Raw genomic sequence first — 17,587 nt, 5'->3', positions numbered from 1 at the left:
CTTTGTTGATCACTTTTTTCGTTTAGCAAGTTTAATTGCTTCACTTAGCGCACGTTGCATACTGCCTGTATCTGCTTGTCCAGTGCCAGCCAAATCAATTGCAGTGCCATGATCAACAGATGTACGAACAAAAGGCAAGCCCAGTGTAATATTGACGGAGTTACCAAAGCCCTTAAACTTTAGAACAGGCAAACCTTGGTCGTGATACATCGCTAGCACGGCGTCGGCTTGGTCTAAGTATTTAGGTTGAAATATTGTGTCTGCAGGCAAAGGGCCGACTAAATCCATGCCTTGTGCTCTTAAGTGATTGAGAGTAGGCGTGATAGTCTGAATTTCTTCGTTTCCTAAATGTCCGTCTTCTCCCGCATGAGGATTGAGTCCGCATACGTAAATACTTGGTTGTTCGATACCAAATTTTTGCTGTAAGTCATTGTGCATAATGCCAAGCACTTTTTCTATACGTTGGGGCGTAATGGCTTTGCTGACATAAGCAAGTGGTATGTGAGTAGTAGCTAAGCATACTCGTAGTCCATCAGTTGCCAACATCATTACTACATCTGCAGTATTTGATTGTTGTGCAAAATACTCTGTGTGGCCAGAAAAAGAGATACCGGCTTTATTGATAATGCCTTTATGAACTGGGCCTGTCACGACAGCGTCAAAATCCCCTTTTATATTGGCTTCACAAGCAAGCCTTAAGGTATCAACAACATAGTGACCATTGTCACTATTAAGTGTACCGACGTTTACTTTTGATGCGCAAGGAACGTGTTGTACAACGAGTTGCCCTGCGATATGAGGCTGAGGTTTAGTTTGGGAATACGGAATAATGTCAACTTCAATCCCCAAGTCTATCGCTCTTTGATTAAGCATATCGATATCAGCAAACAAGACCAATTGAGCGTCCCAAGGGCGTTGGGATAACATGATCATAAGATCTGGTCCTATCCCTGCAGGTTCGCCAAGGCGTGACGGCAAGCTTTATCAATTCATTACTCATATAAAGAGCGGATCCTAAGTGCTAAAGAGTTGCCGTTAAACGTTTTCATCAAGCACTTCAATATATGCTTGGTCGCGCATTTCGCGTAGCCAATTGTCGGTTTCTTCTTGGAATTTACGATTGAAAATAAGCTGATAAGCACGATCTTCCTTACGTTTTTCTGTAGCGTCATCTGTTCGTCTATCTATCAGTTGGATTAAGTGCCAACCATGTTGTGAACGAATAGGCTGGCTAAACTCATCTTTTTCTAGCAGTGCCAAGGCATCTCTAAATTCAGGCACATAAATACTTGGATCATTCCACCCTAGCTCGCCTCCTCGAAGTGCAGAGCCTGGGTCTTCAGAATACTCCTTTGCAAGCTCTTCAAAATCTGCATTGCCTGCAATGATGTCTTGTCGAAACTGACTCAGCATTTCTTTAGCTTTGTTATCACTTAAGATAACAGAAGGCGTCACCAAGATGTGTCTTGCATTTACTTCTTCAATTTCTACAATTTCTACACCGCGCGTATCCGCAATTTTTAAAATATGAAATCCAGCACCACTTCTAATTGGTCCAATTATTTCATCTTTCTTTTTACCTTGGACGGCTTCAGCAAATAAAGTTGGCATCGAATTCACATTCATCCAGCCCATATCTCCACCTTCTAAGGCTTTTGCGCCAGATGATGCCGCTATGGCAATACGTGTAAAATCAGACCCGTTAGTTAGCAATTCAATCACTCGTTCTGCTCTTACTCTTGAATCGGTAATATCCTCTTCGGTAGCATCACTAGGAACATCAATCAGTATGTGTCCGAGTCTATATTCAGCTTGCTCCGCTCCTTGCTCATTGATTAACGTCAATAATGTATCAATTTCTTGTTGGGTAATATAAACACGACGTCTTACATTCGCGCGTCTAACTTCACCACTAATCAGCTCACTACGGATCTCTTCACGATAAACCTCATAAGCTAAGCCCTGTCGTGCTAATTCTTGGCGAAAGACAGGCATGGTAATGCCTTGTTGAGCGGCGATATTTTCTATTGTTTGATCAAGCTGTGGATCACTAATTTGTATCCCCATCCGTTCTGCCATTTGCGATTGCAGGTTTTCTAGAATTAGCCTTTCAATTGCTTGTCTTCGCAGAGCTGCGTCAGAAGGGAGTGTTTGACCGCTTGTCAACGCATTTGCTTTAACGCCCTGAACTAACTCAGCGATTTCACTCTCTAAAATAACGCCTTGGTCTACGATCACGGCCACTTTATCCAGCAGTTGTCGTGTTTGCGCAATGCTAGCGCTAGACAACATACTGATTATCATTATTAAGGGGACTACTATTTTTTTCATAACTTCTCTATCGTAAGGTTAGTTCAATACAAAGGGCTGACGATAGCCAAATAATCCTTGGCTTAGCATATCAGACTTGCTTCGACTATTACCCATTCCTTTAAATACAAATTGTACAGCAATTCCGCTTTCAAATTCATTTAAATTGCGTATACCATTATCGTTAAATCTGGCTGCAAGCTCTCTTCGTGCGGTAACACGTATCGCCCAGCAACAACTTTCATATTCCACACCAGCGAAGCTCTCGATGCTCCTTGAGCGATTTAAGTCTCGGTAATAGCGACCTACCCAATGCCAGTCTTTGTTAATGGGCCAGCTTGCAGATACGCCAACCTGATCAATCCTCTCATTTGACAGTGCTCTAATGTATCGGTGGTTTAGTTGTAAGCGTTTATTCTCACTGAGTCTATACTCTGTTGAAAAACTACTTCTTTCAACCTTGCTTGATTGATTACCAACTTGTATATCAGAGTGCAAAAGCCAGTTTTGGTTCACTTGCCAGTCAATTTCTGCGGCGATTGACGAGCGATTACCTTCTCGAACGCTGTCAATGAGTCTTGCGTCGTCGACATATATAATTTGTCCCACGCTAGCAACAAATACTTCATTATTGTTTTTGTCAATTAAACGAGATGTTGCACCTAAAGTAAATTGATTGTTGTCATTAATACGATCTAGCCCTGTAAACTCTTGGCCTCTAAATAAATTGCTAAAATTGGTCAAAATAGGAGTGGTGTCATATAAACCGATATCACTTTGGTCTTCATAACTGGTGTACAGATATTGTGATTTAGGTTCAAGTGTAAGTGTGAAGTCATCTCCAAACACGCGTTGGTCTCGTTCAAATATTAACGACCCATACAAACGAAGTTGCCCAAGTGTTCGCGAAACATCTTCATTTAATCCTTGTATGCCGTCTTTTAAATCTTGTTGATAGTAAGTGTGCATAACACTGGCTTGCGCAAGTAACTCTCCCCACGCTTGCTGGTAAGGAATGCTAACGGATGGTTCTATATGGAAACGAAAAGCGTTAGGAGCATTGACATTGTCGTTGTCAAAAAAGGCAACTTCAGAATGGATACCGAAATCAACTAAATCGCTTAAGTCAGTATTGTAGGTTAGTTTTGCTTCAGGCAGAGCTCTATAATTATCAGCAACATCACCGATTGTCGCAAAATCTCTCACAAACATCGAGAAATCAATTTCTTCTGATGCGTAATTCACCCCAAGTTGTCGATATAAATGAGTGTCTGCTTGATTATAATAGTCTGAACCTAGGTCGATTATATAGTTGTTATCGCTAAGGTCACTAATATCAGCTGCAATAGACCAATTATCTGCGAGTTTTCCGCGGTGTAAAAAACGGTAAAAGTAGCGTTTTGCTTTATCAGCACGGTCTCTGTCTTCAGGAAGATATTCAATTTGCAATTCGCCTTGGTGGTGTTTGCTTAAGTATCGAAGTTCAGATTTTAACTGAACTCCTCTTAAGGACATCAAGCGAGCTGATAAGGTTGCATCTACATTCGGCGCGATATTCCAATAGTAGGGTTGCTCATACTCAACGCCAGTATTTGAACTACTACCTATTTGTGGAAACAAAAGCCCAGACTGGCGTTCGGTAGTAATGGGAAAAGCAAAATAGGGTAAGTAAAAAACCGGTACGCCGGCCACGTAAAAGCGAGTGTTGTAAGCCTGGCCAAAAGGCAGATCTTTTTCGATTGTAATTTCAGATGCTTTTATTTGCCAATCTTCACCGCCTTCTGGGCAAGTGGTAAATGTAACATTTTCTAAAGATACACCTTGTTCACCAGAAATAGCGATAAGGTCAGCGCCACCTCGTCCATTGACACCACTTAATTTGTACTCACTTTCTTGCATTTGTAAAAGCTTAAGTTCGCCATCTAGAACAATAGATTCGCTATCAACCTGCAGTAGTTCATCGGTATACCTGACATCACCTGTAGCGTTTAAGTCGTTTGAACTTGACGATATATTTGCACTATCAGCGGTAATGATAGAAGAGGGACTTTTGATCGATACACTGCCCTCAAATGCTGCAACTTGATCTTTTACCACAAGCGCCGATTCTGAGGTTACTATTACTTGGCCTTCTTCAACAATAGGAGGAATAAATTCAAACGCATTGGTCGGACATTGTTCTTGAGCAAACGCTTGTGAATTTGCCATAGTGCAAAAACATACACTGACGAAAAAAAACGGAAAGAGTCGTGAGCGCTCGGTAATTGACCACTTTGTCTGCGACGCACCAACAACTTTAAAAGAGAGAACTTGCATTAATTTTTATGATACCGACGCTAATAATATGGTTCAATTACGGATGAAAATACAGTGTGCTGAGCTTAATTTGCCACTTAAATTATGAGAATGCTTAACAACCTTGTAATTTTAATGGTTATAATACCATTTACCAAGAAAAACATGTAAATAAAGCTCAAAAAAGAACGGCTATGCGGAGGAAGTGGCACAAATGCCCATTTTTGGAAAAATTATTGGTGCAGTAATCGGTTTAGCGGTTATGAAAATACCAGGTCTATTTATTGGCTTATTGGTGGGTCACATGTTTGATGCTGCCTATGGTCGCGACTTTGCAAACAAAGGTGGTTTTGCACGGTTTTTCTCTAGTCACTCTGATATGACACAACAAGCAATATTTTTTCATGCAGTATTTTCAAGCTTAGGTCATGTTTGTAAGGCTGATGGAAAAATTACCTCATCGGAAATCGCAGTAGCTACTCAGTTGATGGACCAAATGGGCTTAAAAGGACAAATGAGAACCGAAGCGCAGCAAGCATTTAGGGAAGGTAAAGAAAAAGACTTCCCTTTAGAAACCATGCTCAAGGAGTTCTCAAGTTATTGCCATCAACGTGTCGATATTATGCGAGTGTTTTTAGAAATATTGATTTCAGCAGCTTATGCAGACGGCTCGCTCGCTCCCCAAGAAGTCTCAGTGTTGCAACGTGTAGCCAAATCACTTGGGTTTTCTACCAAAGATTTACACTTTTTAATCAGTATGCACGAGGCGAGTCAGCGATTCAGAGGCAAAAATACCCATCAATCTTCCTACCAAAAAAAGGACAATACACATCATCAGGGTGGACCTTTTAAATATGGCGCTTATGAATCACTGAACGATGCTTACAATATTTTAGGGGTCGATAAACAAGCTGATGATAAACAAGTCAAACGAGCTTACAAAAAACAAATGTCTTTGCATCACCCTGATAAATTATCGGCAAAAGGTCTGCCTGAAGAAGCGCTAGAAATGGCTAAATCTAAAACACAGGATATCCAAGCAGCTTATCAAATGATAAAAGAAGCTAGAGGAACACGTTAATAACAGACCCTATTACGACCTTGTTTTTTAGCTTGATATAAGTTTTTGTCTGCTTGCGAAATACAAGTATCAAGGTCTTGTGCCAATTTGATATCAGTTACGCCCGCTGAGATAGTTAATAAATGAGGCTGGTTAGTGGATTTAGATATGATGCCAAAGTCGTTTTCTTGTACTCTATTTCTTAGTTTTTGAGCCACATTATACGCCTCTTGTATATTTGTGGCCGGCAGCAACACAATAAACTCTTCTCCGCCCCACCTTGCAATGATGTCGTGCGCTCGGATGTTATTTTGAAAGATATCTGCAATATCAATTAACACTTGGTCACCAATATCATGGCCATGTTCATCGTTTACTTTCTTAAAAAAATCAACGTCAATAATTACTAATGAGAAGTTCTCTTTATGACGTTTGAAGCGTGAAAAAGCATTGGTAGCATGTTCCTTGAAGCCTCTTCTGTTTAGTGTTTTGGTCAAGGTGTCAGAATTTGACAGATAAAGTAATTTTTCATTTGCTTGCGCTAAGTCTCGTGTCTTTTCATCTACCATATAAGCTAATCGTTTTGATTGCATAAACAACGAATACGTTCGCCATCTAAAGAGTGCATATACAGCCAGACAAAATAAGCATACCCACGCAACGATGCCAACTGGGCTGCGCCACCAAGGTGGCTTAACCAAAAGGTTTAAAGATATAGCTTCTGGATTCCATATTTTATATTCATTAGTAGAGCTTATTCTTAGCGTATAATCACCCGCAGCTAAATTAGTAAAGGTTATTTTTCTATTTTTCGCATCAGTGTATTGCCAAGTACTATGAAATCCCTCTAGTTTGTATGCGTAATCGATGCTTTGTGGATTGCTAAAGTTTAGTGCGGCAAAGTCAAACTCAATGGCGATGACATCAGGCGGTAATATGAGTTGAGAATTTGTAATATCAGCCATGTTAATATTCTCTAGTTGCTGTTGCTCCTAGCTAAGACGTCTAATTTGGGTCATTTTTAAACGCGGCATTTTTGCGTCAGGCATAACATCATCGGGATTAAACACAGATGTGCCGTTTGCACCAGAAAAATAGATATTACCAAATTGATCGGTGGCTCTAGCACCAACATAATATCCTGACTCATCAGCACCATCTTTCTCACCATAAAATATCGTACTTGCAAGGTCAGGACTTACTCGCACAATCCCTTCGGTTGTTGTTATCCAATAGACATTATCATTATCTTGAACGACAGCACCGATTGACGTTGATGCTAAAGGAGTATTCTGGAATAAATGCTCAAAAACGGGTTTGCCATCAACAAACTTCATACTTTGAAGGCCTTTGCTTTGTGTGCCAACAAAATATTGGTCGGCGTTCATTTTAGAAATCCAGGTGACCACATCAAAGGCAAGGCTATTTTTATTGTCAGGCTCATTTTTAAAAATTTCAAATGTTCGGTCTTGAGAGTTAAGTTGATATAAGCCACCAGTACTTGCTACCCAGATGCTTTGCTCTGATTCGTAAAAAATACTCAACGCGAGCGGTACTTCCCATTTTTCTGTGATTTGCTCAGTTTGAGGATTTACTCGATAAGTACCATCATTTGCCGTCCCTACCCAAATAAATCCTTTTTCATCCTCTTCTAACGAATAAATTAGACTGCCATCTAGCAGGACAGGGATTAACAATTTAGTATTCTTGTTTAATTTATACAAACCAGATCTTGTTCCGACCCAAACATCTTGGGTCAAACCTGATACCAAAATATCGGTAGTATTAACAACGATACGCTCGTTACTTCGCTCGCTTTTTTTCTGAAAAGGGCCTTTTACATTCTTTGTTTCGGGTGAATACTGATATATACCTAATTGTCCAGAAATCCACATGTTGCCATCACGATCACTTGAAATGCCATATGTAGGTTGAGTCTCAGGCAGTTCAATTTTTCCAAATGATGGTTCTTTGTTATTGATAATTGAGAACCCTCGATTCAAAGAACCAAAAAAGATATTGCCTTCAATATTACTAATCGCCAAGACATTTATCGCCTCTTCATCACTTGTCACCGCACTTAGCGTTCCTTCAAGGCTATTAAATTTTTCTAAGCCACTGTGGCTGCCAATCCATAGGTCATTTTTGTCATCAAGAGCTAAGGCAATAACGTGAACGTTTTTCAAACCCTCGGCAACTGATAAATGGGTCATTGGTTTATAATCATCTAAGCTTAACTTTACAATACCTTTTGCTTTTGTGCCTACCCAAATCACTGAGTCACTATCAATTGCTAAGGCAGTAATTTCTTGACCGTTCATTAATGGCGCTTCAAAAGCTTCATTAGATAAGTCATATCGCAACAAACCTTTATTTGTTGCGATATAAATGGTGTCTGAACTAGAAGCAATTTGATTAACAGAAAAAGGCGCTAAGTTGGTTTGAATTTCCTGAAATTTGTCGCTACCTAGCGTCTTTACATAAAGACCAAACTCCGTTCCAAGCCAAATATTTCCTTGCTCATCAACATTAATATTTTTGATGAATTTATTCGTCTTAGTTTCAATATCGACAACTTCGATAGGCTCAAAGGTTTTACTTTGGTAGTCATACTTAGTGACGCCATTAATTGTGCCTATCCAGATATCGCCTGTTTTAGGATCAGAAGTCAAACTATTGGCATACGAGGCGGGTAAACCCAAGCTTGGATCCTCGTCGTATTTGTAGACTAGAAACTCATAGCCATCAAATCGTGCAATACCTTGCTGTGTAGCAATCCATACAAATCCGTCTATGTCTTGCGCAAATGCGGCAACCGTCGTTTGAGGTAGTCCATCATCTACGTTATAAAATGGTCCGTTATATTGATTGGCAAAACCAGTGAGGGAAACAAGGCACAAAAAAACGTACAGAATGATTTTCTGCAAATAAAGCGTGATAGAAAAAGTTGCGCTTACTTTATTATAGTTATTCACATTGCCCATTATAGATAATTACAACACACTGGCGGTATATCTTGATTACACGCTTTGGTATTATTTATCAAGTGTAGTCTGTAAACCACTGAAAACCTAAAATTTCAGTAAAAACCAGTCATAAGTCTATGTTATCTGTATACATCGACTAGGTCTTTGATCTAGACGTATCAATAAACATACTGAGGTATAAAGTGTGACCGTGGTAATAAAAACAATATGAAAACCTTATCAGTCTCAAACCAAAATCATATCGATAATTTTTTAAATATGTTGTGGATTGAGAAAGGCTTGAGTGAAAACACAGTCAATTCCTATCGTTCTGACTTGCAAAAACTGGGTATATTCTGTCAAAAATACTTTGAAGATATTGACTTGTCAGATTTGTCCGAATCACATATCCAGGCTTACCTAGCTTGGCGATTAGAACAGCACTTGAGCCAACGTTCAACTGCTCGCTTGCTAAGTTCTGCACGTTCATTTTATGTTTATTTAATCGCTAATAATTTATGTGACACAAACCCCATAGCGAATATTAATAACCCTAAGTTACCACAGTATTTGCCTAGTACCTTAAGTGAAAAGCAAGTAGACGCATTGTTAGCGGCGCCCAACCATATTGATGCCATTCACATCCGAGACCGAGCTATGTTGGAGCTTCTTTACGCTACGGGAATAAGGGTGAGCGAACTGGTCAACCTACAAATGCATCAAGTGGGCCTTTTGCAAGGAGTGATAAGAGTTACGGGGAAAGGAGATAAAGAACGCTTAGTGCCCATGGGTGAAGATGCATTAGAGACATTGCAAATCTACTTGAAAGAGGCGCGACCTGAACTATTAAAAGCACCTAGTAACACTGTATTTCCGAGTAAAAGGGGCACGCTGATGACAAGGCAAACTTTTTGGCATCGTATCAAGTTATATGCAAAGCATGCTGGCATTAATATTCCTTTGTCCCCGCATACGCTTCGACATGCTTTTGCGACTCACTTACTAAATCATGGCGCCGACCTTAGGGTTGTTCAAATGTTATTAGGACATTCGGATTTATCGACAACGCAAATTTACACGCATGTTGCTACGCAAAGATTGCAATCCTTGGTAAAAAATCATCATCCAAGAGGCTAGACACATTTATTCACTCGTGTTTTACTCTTTTCGCTCGATATATACGTAATAAGCTCTACAATTAACGTATTAAGATGTATTTGTAAAAAAATGAAATTATTTACAAGCATCGACGGTCATATGACTGGTTAAGTCTCATTTTAATATTGGAAAGTAATTAATGAATTTAAGATCTCTATACACAAAGCTTATGACTGGGTTGGTTTTATCTGTATTGGCAGTAACAATTAGCCATGCGCAAGTCAAAAGCGACGCTTTTGTGCAACAGCTAGGCGCAAAGCTTGATTTAAATATTAGCAAGTTGGAAGAATCGCCAGTACCAGGTCTATATCAAATCTATACAGACCGAGGTTTGTTTTATGTAAGTGAAGACGGTAACTATTTCTTGCAGGCGCGCGTGTACAATGTGGCTAATGGTATCGTAGATGAGACTGAAGTTGCTTTAAAGCAAGTGCGTTTAGATGGCGTAGAAAAATTTCAAGATTCAGCTATTTTCTTTGGAGCTAAAGACGAAAAATACGTTATAAATGTCTTCACAGATGCCACTTGTGGCTATTGCCGAAAGCTCCATAATGAAATGGCGCTATTAAATGATTTGGGTATTTCTGTTCGTTATTTTGCGTGGCCAAGAGCAGGATTAGGTAGTTCAGTATATCGAGATGCAGTATCAATTTGGTGCTCTGAGGACCCTCATCAAGCAATTACCGATGCAAAAGCAGGCAAACCAGTTCCTAGTGCAAGTTGTGAAAACGAAGTTGCTGAGCAATATCGTTTTGGGCAACAAATTGGTGTCAATGGTACTCCAAATATTATTTTTCCTGATGGCACTTTTGTTAAGGGGTACTTACCTGCTAACGACATGATAAAAGCCTTAGAAGAATCTAGCTAGTCATCATATATCTACATTATAAAGAGCCCCTTAAAGTAGGGGCTTTTTTGTGTATGAGTACTTACTATGGTTATACTTTGACCGCCCGCACAACGTATCGAAGAGATGGATTTGGTGATACATCGTTAAATGGGTAGCAAGTAATCAATGTTAAAACCTTTTCAAGCGTTGGTTGCGCGACAAAAGTTTGTGATTTATCGACAATCAAAATGTCACTAACTTCATATGTGGTTTCGTGTCCATTAGACTCTAGGTAAATAGTTTGCCCCACTTTCACGTCTTCAAGGTGTGAAAAATGTGTATCCCTATGGCCAACGATAACACTATTACCTGTATTGTTCAAATAACGCAGAATGACTCATTAAAGCTGGACCAAATGCAAGATTTCGGTCACTTGCGCCTGCCAAAATATAATCAGTTTGTTGTGCAATCCTCATCTTTGCTAAAGGGTAGGTGTCAGCCCATGGCCAAGGTTTATTTTGTTCAGAAGGATTGTCTTGTTGATCATATGCATTTGCAATCAAAAGCTGAGCGACTATCGCTTTGGATTGAATGTATAGTCCTTTTCCGGTGAATATGCATGCTAAAGTCAAAACCCCAAAAGTGATAGAATAATACAGTAATTTAGCATTCTTCATTTTTTTCTACCTTTTGGTAGAAAATGCGAACTATTATTCATGTAATAATGACCGCGCCATAATAAAAACGTAATGAAGAATAAAATACTACCTAGTAAAAGATTCAAGAGGCTAGACGTCGATGTGCTAGGCAAGGATTGAAGAGCGGTGTTATGGGCTAAACTCATCTTATCCAATGTGTTATTTGCAATTTGTTCGCTTCTATCTATGGCAATTAAGCTGGTGAACTGACTAACCAAATTGTGCTCAAGTGCTGTTTGCGTCGATATTTCCTCTAAGGTTTGCTTGGTAGATTCATAATCTGTATTTGATTCTATCTAATAAATTTAATTGTCGACCTAAATGTTTAATTTTTGAGGCGCCCCAATATTTTTTCAAACTTTTATAGCGCTTGGATTGAATGCTTGGGATGGTAGCATTCCACGTACGAGGCACAATGTTTCCATTAGCAGTTTGTTCAACCATGCTACCTTGTATTGAAAATGGAAAACTGTCTGAAGAAACTTCATTGGCGCGTCGTTTATAACTTATTGTGAGCGGATCGCCTTGGTACAAATCAGGTACTATTTTAGGGTAAATTTCGAATTCATATGCTTGTTTAGCATCCTTAATATTTAGTTTGATATCGGTTAGCGAAGGATATTTGATTTTGTTGAGTAAGGTAGACATTTTCTCTTCTACATGTTCAATATCCCCTATATAGGTGAATGAACCTTTTCCTTCTAGGGCCGCTTGGGTCATAAAATAACCATTTGGCGCATTGCCTATTCCAACAGTGAACAAACGATATTCACTTAAATTATTATGAATTAGCTGCATCACTTGTGCTTCGTTAGCGATACTCCCATCGGTTATGAATATAATTTGATTTAGATAACTCTCGTTCTGTTTTACATCAGAGTTTAGCTGATGATTGCTTGGTTTCGTGGGGATTGTAAAAGCGGCTTGTAAAGCGCCTGCAATCTCAGTACCTCCCTGTGCTTCTAAAGTATAAACATAGTTTAATGCTGCTTGCTTTGCGTCCTCATTGGCTTGCTTACTAGTTGTCCACAAAGTGTGGCTATCAGAGCTAAAACTTACAATATTAAAAAAGTCGTTTTTGTTTAAAGAGTTAATACCTAAGGAAATGGCTTCTTTGGCTTGCTCAAGTGCATCCCCTACCATTGAACCTGATACATCTAATACAAACACTAAATGTCTGGCTTGTTTGACTTGGCTTTGCTGTGATGGAATAAGTGATATCAAACCATATTCGTAGCCATCATTAACAAAGCTAAAGTGTGAGGCCTGGACTTGATATGCAGGTGTCATTTTCCAATTTAATACAAAGTCTTTATTTCGTGGGGAATCAGTTGCTAGTTGAATATTATATTGAGTATCAAAGGGGTTGTCGGTATTAATAGGATGATGTTCACTACTGATTTTTGACAAAGGTAAACCAGTATTTAAACTCACATTAATGGTGGTGTTAGCTTCCAAGAAAGCGGATAAATCAACATGGTTTATGTTATTTGTTTGTATTATTTTGTCTTGCCCGTTGGCCGTTGCTGAAAGTGAATTGTTTACGCTATCTGCAGGCACATATCTAGGGGTAATACTTAAGGGTAAGCGTAAACTAAAGGTGTCGTCTTGCTGATAAACAAGCTGCTGATATTCTAGCGTAATGGCTATGGTGCTGCGCGCTGGAATGTTCGCAATCCGATTAGTAAACATGTTGGGGCGAACTTGTTCAATCAATGATGCCTTTTTACCTGCTAGTTTGGCTTGTGTGAACATCTTTTGTGCTTGTTTTTTCTTTTTTATTTCACCTTCTATGCGCCTGTCACCCACTTGCATGATCAGAGTATCAACAGCCGCATTTTCTGGTAAAGGAAACACATAAACACCTGATTGCATTTGGTCACTTGTGTTTTCAAACACTTGTGTTAAACGCGTTCTAGCAATAGGGCCTGTGATGTTAATATCGGCATCAGTACTCACCATACTGGCACTGGAATAGGTTTGCACTGAAGCTTGCGTATCTGGTTTTTCAAAATAAAAACTGCCACTTTGGGTGTGGTAGATATTGGTGATAGTAGCTATTTGTTCAGATGGACTTTGCTGCTTTGATGTTTGAATGTGAGTTGTAGTCGAATCAAGCGTAAGACCAGAGGCATCAACAGTGATATGTTGAGTTGAAGTCTGTTGAATATTGTCAGGTGCATACGCTTGTGAATATACGATACTAACAACAGCAAGTGCGGCAATAACAACTAGAAATCGTTGAAGTTTAGTCATAACAATGTTCCTAATAAGTAATAAAGGTAAGAGCTTTGTCACACAAAGCTCTTTTTCTTGATGATTTAGTTTGCTGCGGTCATTTGCTTGCTTGGTTTGATTAAATTGATATGAACTCGTCTTTCAAAAAATAAGTCTTCACTTTTTGCATTTGCAACAGGAGACTCACCTTGCGCAACAATTTTCAGCTGTGACACATCTACATTCTGAGATGCCATGTAAGATTGAACCGCTTGCGCTCTTAATTTTGATAACTCCTTGTTGTAGTCAAAATCACCACGCTCATCCGCATACCCTGTTAATTCCAAGCTAAGTTGAGGGTAGCTAACCAACAAAGAAGCCAAGCTGCTTAACTGTGATTTATAAGTATTTTCAATATCAAAAGATGCCGTTTTAAACTGAATGTTAGATTCAAAGTGCGTCAAATCGGCCAGCCAACTGTCTTTGCTTTTATCTTCAAAGGCAACAAGCTGCACCATTTGTGCTTGCTCTAATGTTTGAATGTCCTTATGCAAAGCCAGTAAATCAGCTTCTTGTTGATCAATTTGTATTTGAGATACTAGTAAGTCTTGTTGTGCTCGTTCGAGCTTGTCATCGCTATTAATATCATTTGCGACAAACACCCCAAAAAAAGCGCCAATTACCCCTCCTACCGGACCACCAAGAGCGGTGCCGATTACCGCGCCCGAACCCAGCCCAATGGTTTCAGTTTTCACATATTTTGATTCTAAAGCAGCTTGTTCCTCTTTATGGTTTTGATGTTGAGAGTATGCTTTAGCCTCTGCTGAAAACCCCTGCAGACCCAAAGCGATAACGATACTTGTTGCGACGATTAATTTTTTCATGATGTTCTCCAAAGTGTTTAATGTTGTGAACAAGTTTGTGTACTTGCTCTTAATGTCGACAACAAGTATGAAAAAAGAAAAGGGCGAATTAGAGGAGCAAATATGGCAATTTCGCGATCAATTGTGGCGAAAAAATGGAAATTGCCTCTCAACGCTTTTTATCTGTTTAGAATTGTTTGATACTACGGACTACTAACACGATTTAGTCTGTGTATATTAATTTTTGGAGGCTATAACGCGCATGCAAAAAACAGTTGCCTTAATAGAAGATGAACAAGCGCTTCGCGAAAACTACGTTGCTGCTTTGCAACGTCAAGGGTATCGAGTCAATGCTTATGCTGACCGCCAAAGTGCCCAAGAAGCATTTGCTTATCAATTGCCTGATATTGCAATTATTGATATCGGATTAGGTGACGACATTGACGGCGGCTTTACGCTTTGCCAACAATTACGTGCCCAGTCAAATAGCTTGCCTATTATATTTTTTACCGCACGAGACAATGACTTTGATACCATTTGTGGACTAAGAATGGGAGCAGATGACTATTTAACTAAAGACATTTCATTACCGCATCTGTTGGCGCGTATCTCTGCATTGTTTAGGCGCACCGAACTTATTAATCAACCCCAAAAGAAAAGTGATTTGGTATCGATTGGTGAACTAGTAATGGATACTAAGCGGATGAAGGTTAGCTGGCAAAAGCAAGCCGTAGACTTGACGGTCACTGAATTTTGGATGTTGCATGCCATTGCAAAGTTTGCAGGACATGTTAAAAGTCGTCAACAACTTATGGATGAGTCAAAAATGGTTGTCGACGATACGACAATTACATCCCATATAAAGCGTATTCGTAAAAAGTTTTTGCAGATTGACGAGCAATTTGACTGTGTGGAAACCGTTTATGGAATGGGTTATCGATGGAAGCATGTTCAATGAATCGGTTTAGGTTTGGTTTACGTGCAAAACTGCTGTTTTTTTCCTCTTTTTTGTTAGTCATCCCTTATTTGAGTTATCAATATGTATGGGAGTTAGAGACATATTTGCGTATTGGGCAAGAACAAACCTTGGTCGGCACTGCAAGAGCAGTGGCGACCGCCTTACATGAGCGCCCTGCATTATTTGATAATCAATCAGCCTTTTTATCAGACATCACCCCTCAAACAGATTTGTATGCCCATCGAATAGCGTACCCAATTAAACTTGATGGTGAATTGAGCGACTGGCAAGACTATGAAGATAAAATGCTAGACTACGGCCCCGCTAATCTAGTTGAGCAATCTCAAGTATATGATGAAAACAGTTTAACATTTAGACATATGGTTGGTCAGTTTGATAAATATTTATATGCGACGTTTGAAGTAAAAGATGACAAGGTTTTATTTCGCCCTCAAAACTCACTCAGAGTAGATAGAAACGACTATATTCAGATAGCCTTGATCAATGCACTAGGAGAGTTTGAACGCTTTATCATTTCACCCTTTGCACCCGGATGGGTCAATGCATTTGCCATACAAAGCGATAGTGAAGTCATCACGCCTCTTGGCGTCGAGACGCGAATTCAAGGTCAATGGGAGCTAAGTGAGCAAGGTTATAATGTTGAGTTACGTTTTCCCCTTTCTATGTTATCGAGCAAAATCGCATTTGCAATTGGTGATATTGATGATTCGCAAACCCGACGTCTTAAATACTTAATGGGCACCGCTAATCCATCACAATCAGATTCGTTGGGTACTGTTTTGGTGCCTTCACCCGAGATAGAAAATATTCTACAAGGGCTCAAATACTCAAGTGCACGAGTTTGGGTGGTCGACAATCATATGAGGGTATTGGCGCGCTCGGGTAATATTCAACAATCCGGTGGCGTTAAGCAAAGCCTTAGTAGACCACTAAATAGTATTTATGAAAACGACAACGAACATTCAAATACACAATCATTCCTAGCCTCTGTCTGGAGCTCAGTGGAAGAGGGCGTGTTATTGCCTTTGTATTATAAAGTGCTGACTAAACCGCCGGCCGAGTTTATTGACGATTTAGCCAATGCATTTGCACTGCAAGGAAAAGATATTAGCACTGCCCTTGAAGGTAAACCAAGTACTTTGTGGCGACTTTCTTCTGATAATAAAGCGGTCATTTTGTCCGCCGCGCACCCCATTTATATTGACGGTGTGGTAATGGGAGCGGTGGTTGTGGAGCAAACCACCAACGGTATTCGTAGCTTACGAAATCAAGCGTTAGAAACACAGTTCCATTTTATTTTAACGATTATCATTATTGCGAGCTTATCGATATTTTTGTTTGCGTCTCGAATATCAAATCGAATTCGTGTTCTTCGTGATAAAACAGAGTCTGCAATTGATGCAAACGGTAAAATAGTCGGAAGTTTGGAAGCTAGTAAAACGTCTGATGAGATAGGTGACTTATCCCGAACTTTTAGTCAAGTAATGAGCAAGTTATCTCAATATAATCAGTACTTAGAAAACATGGCGTCAAGATTGTCTCATGAATTGCGCACTCCAGTGGCTGTGGTTAATTCTTCTTTAGACAATTTAGAGATGAGTGATAACGAAGCAGATAGGCAAGCTTATATAGAACGAGCGAAAACGGGTATTAAACGACTAAGTAGTATATTAAATAATATGAGTGAGGCCACTCGTCTAGAGCAGGCCATCAATAATAACGAAGCAGAGACCTTCGATTTAGTCTCTTTGTTACGTGGATGTATACAAGGCTATCAAATGACGTATCCTGAAGCAGAGTTAGATGTAGATATTCGTCATGAGCAAGCAAGTATCGTTGGCTCGCCTGAAATGTTTGCTCAAATGCTCGATAAAGTGGTGACAAATGCGATGGAGTTTAAACAAAGCAACACACCCATTAAAATAAGGCTATTCAACAAGCATGATTTGCTTGCCTTAAGCATAAGTAATACCGGTCCTGTGCTGCCTAAGAACATGGAAAATCATTTACTAAACTCGATGATTTCAGTTCGAAAATCTACCACTGATGAGCAATCACACTTGGGGCTTGGTTTATATGTTGCCAACATAATCGCTCAGTATCATAAGGGTAAATTGAGCATTAGTAACTTACCAGATCACAGCGGTGTTATTGTGGTATTTGAATTTACTCCATAGAGTTCAGAATATCAGCTAAGATATAAGCAGTAATA

At 39.5% G+C, this 17,587-nt stretch carries 14 protein-coding genes; 5 read left to right on the top strand and 9 right to left on the bottom strand.

The window, feature by feature from the left end:
* Window positions 1-9: 9 nt before the first annotated feature.
* The 3 genes from pdxA to ACZ1G6_RS12210 form a co-directional block, all read right to left on the bottom strand.
* Window positions 10-927, bottom strand: a complete 918-nt coding sequence (pdxA, locus tag ACZ1G6_RS12220) for a 4-hydroxythreonine-4-phosphate dehydrogenase PdxA (protein ID WP_472618983.1) — start codon at window positions 925-927, stop codon at window positions 10-12.
* A 108-nt stretch (window positions 928-1,035) separates the two neighbouring features.
* Entirely contained in the window at window positions 1,036-2,331 is a 1,296-nt protein-coding gene (gene surA / locus ACZ1G6_RS12215; RefSeq protein ID WP_472616543.1) for a peptidylprolyl isomerase SurA, read from the bottom strand.
* Between the two features lie 18 nt (window positions 2,332-2,349).
* A complete protein-coding gene (locus ACZ1G6_RS12210) occupies window positions 2,350-4,518 on the bottom strand; it encodes an LPS-assembly protein LptD (RefSeq protein WP_472616542.1) in 2,169 nt (722 codons plus the stop codon).
* A 301-nt stretch (window positions 4,519-4,819) separates the two neighbouring features.
* On the opposite strand from ACZ1G6_RS12210, the gene djlA reads away from it, so the two are divergent.
* Window positions 4,820-5,686, top strand: coding sequence for a co-chaperone DjlA (gene djlA / locus ACZ1G6_RS12205; protein ID WP_472616541.1), 867 nt, complete (start codon window positions 4,820-4,822; stop codon window positions 5,684-5,686).
* On the opposite strand, the gene ACZ1G6_RS12200 is transcribed toward djlA, so the two are convergent.
* Both ACZ1G6_RS12200 and ACZ1G6_RS12195 read right to left on the bottom strand, forming a co-directional pair.
* The gene (locus ACZ1G6_RS12200) at window positions 5,683-6,630 is read right to left on the bottom strand and encodes a diguanylate cyclase (protein WP_472616540.1); all 948 of its coding nucleotides are present in this window, start codon (window positions 6,628-6,630) and stop codon (window positions 5,683-5,685) included. The two genes, djlA and ACZ1G6_RS12200, sit on opposite strands and share 4 nt — an antisense overlap.
* 27 nt (window positions 6,631-6,657) lie before the next feature.
* Window positions 6,658-8,565, bottom strand: coding sequence for a two-component regulator propeller domain-containing protein (locus tag ACZ1G6_RS12195; protein ID WP_472616539.1), 1,908 nt, complete (start codon window positions 8,563-8,565; stop codon window positions 6,658-6,660).
* A 294-nt stretch (window positions 8,566-8,859) separates the two neighbouring features.
* On the opposite strand from ACZ1G6_RS12195, the gene xerD reads away from it, so the two are divergent.
* Both xerD and dsbC read left to right on the top strand, forming a co-directional pair.
* Window positions 8,860-9,768 (top strand): site-specific tyrosine recombinase XerD, encoded by a 909-nt coding sequence (gene xerD / locus ACZ1G6_RS12190; RefSeq protein ID WP_472616538.1) that lies wholly within the window; start codon window positions 8,860-8,862, stop codon window positions 9,766-9,768.
* A 160-nt stretch (window positions 9,769-9,928) separates the two neighbouring features.
* On the top strand, window positions 9,929-10,657 hold the full coding sequence (gene dsbC / locus ACZ1G6_RS12185; RefSeq protein ID WP_472616537.1) for a bifunctional protein-disulfide isomerase/oxidoreductase DsbC: 729 nt from the start codon (window positions 9,929-9,931) through the stop codon (window positions 10,655-10,657).
* 70 nt (window positions 10,658-10,727) lie between these two features.
* Here dsbC and ACZ1G6_RS12180 read toward each other — a convergent pair whose 3' ends face one another.
* The 4 genes from ACZ1G6_RS12180 to pdsO form a co-directional block, all read right to left on the bottom strand.
* A complete protein-coding gene (locus tag ACZ1G6_RS12180) occupies window positions 10,728-11,000 on the bottom strand; it encodes a class D sortase (RefSeq protein ID WP_472616536.1) in 273 nt (90 codons plus the stop codon).
* Window positions 10,984-11,295 carry a sortase family protein gene (locus ACZ1G6_RS12175; RefSeq protein ID WP_472616535.1) on the bottom strand — a complete coding sequence of 104 codons (312 nt, stop codon included), beginning with the start codon at window positions 11,293-11,295 and terminating at the stop codon, window positions 10,984-10,986. The genes ACZ1G6_RS12180 and ACZ1G6_RS12175 overlap by 17 nt, the downstream gene beginning before the upstream one ends.
* A 294-nt stretch (window positions 11,296-11,589) precedes the next feature.
* Window positions 11,590-13,572: a marine proteobacterial sortase target protein gene (locus tag ACZ1G6_RS12170; RefSeq protein ID WP_472616534.1), complete on the bottom strand. Its 1,983-nt coding sequence runs from the start codon at window positions 13,570-13,572 to the stop codon at window positions 11,590-11,592.
* Between the two features lie 65 nt (window positions 13,573-13,637).
* Entirely contained in the window at window positions 13,638-14,417 is a 780-nt protein-coding gene (gene pdsO / locus ACZ1G6_RS12165) for a sortase-associated OmpA-like protein PdsO (RefSeq protein WP_472616533.1), read from the bottom strand.
* 241 nt (window positions 14,418-14,658) lie between these two features.
* Here pdsO and pdsR point away from each other — a divergent pair, with 241 nt between their 5' ends.
* Both pdsR and pdsS read left to right on the top strand, forming a co-directional pair.
* On the top strand, window positions 14,659-15,354 hold the full coding sequence (gene pdsR / locus ACZ1G6_RS12160) for a proteobacterial dedicated sortase system response regulator (protein WP_472616532.1): 696 nt from the start codon (window positions 14,659-14,661) through the stop codon (window positions 15,352-15,354).
* Window positions 15,351-17,552: a proteobacterial dedicated sortase system histidine kinase gene (pdsS, locus tag ACZ1G6_RS12155; RefSeq protein ID WP_472616531.1), complete on the top strand. Its 2,202-nt coding sequence runs from the start codon at window positions 15,351-15,353 to the stop codon at window positions 17,550-17,552. The genes pdsR and pdsS overlap by 4 nt, the downstream gene beginning before the upstream one ends.
* The last annotated feature ends 35 nt before the right edge of the window (window positions 17,553-17,587 follow it).

The sequence above is a fragment of the Glaciecola sp. HA4-3 genome, assembly GCF_055693685.1.
This window is presented reverse-complemented; position numbering and strand designations above follow the sequence as displayed.

Excerpts from the sequence above, each read along its gene's own strand:
- pdxA (WP_472618983.1), bottom strand. The coding sequence starts at position 927 with ATGTTATCCCAACGCCCTTGGGACGCTCAATTGGTCTTGTTTGCTGAT.
- surA (WP_472616543.1), bottom strand. The coding sequence starts at position 2,331 with ATGAAAAAAATAGTAGTCCCCTTAATAATGATAATCAGTATGTTGTCT.
- ACZ1G6_RS12210 (WP_472616542.1), bottom strand. The coding sequence starts at position 4,518 with ATGGCAAATTCACAAGCGTTTGCTCAAGAACAATGTCCGACCAATGCG.
- djlA (WP_472616541.1), top strand. The coding sequence starts at position 4,820 with ATGCCCATTTTTGGAAAAATTATTGGTGCAGTAATCGGTTTAGCGGTT.
- ACZ1G6_RS12200 (WP_472616540.1), bottom strand. The coding sequence starts at position 6,630 with ATGGCTGATATTACAAATTCTCAACTCATATTACCGCCTGATGTCATC.
- xerD (WP_472616538.1), top strand. The coding sequence starts at position 8,860 with ATGAAAACCTTATCAGTCTCAAACCAAAATCATATCGATAATTTTTTA.
- dsbC (WP_472616537.1), top strand. The coding sequence starts at position 9,929 with ATGAATTTAAGATCTCTATACACAAAGCTTATGACTGGGTTGGTTTTA.
- ACZ1G6_RS12175 (WP_472616535.1), bottom strand. The coding sequence starts at position 11,295 with ATGAAGAATGCTAAATTACTGTATTATTCTATCACTTTTGGGGTTTTG.
- ACZ1G6_RS12170 (WP_472616534.1), bottom strand. The coding sequence starts at position 13,572 with ATGACTAAACTTCAACGATTTCTAGTTGTTATTGCCGCACTTGCTGTT.
- pdsO (WP_472616533.1), bottom strand. The coding sequence starts at position 14,417 with ATGAAAAAATTAATCGTCGCAACAAGTATCGTTATCGCTTTGGGTCTG.
- pdsR (WP_472616532.1), top strand. The coding sequence starts at position 14,659 with ATGCAAAAAACAGTTGCCTTAATAGAAGATGAACAAGCGCTTCGCGAA.
- pdsS (WP_472616531.1), top strand. The coding sequence starts at position 15,351 with ATGAATCGGTTTAGGTTTGGTTTACGTGCAAAACTGCTGTTTTTTTCC.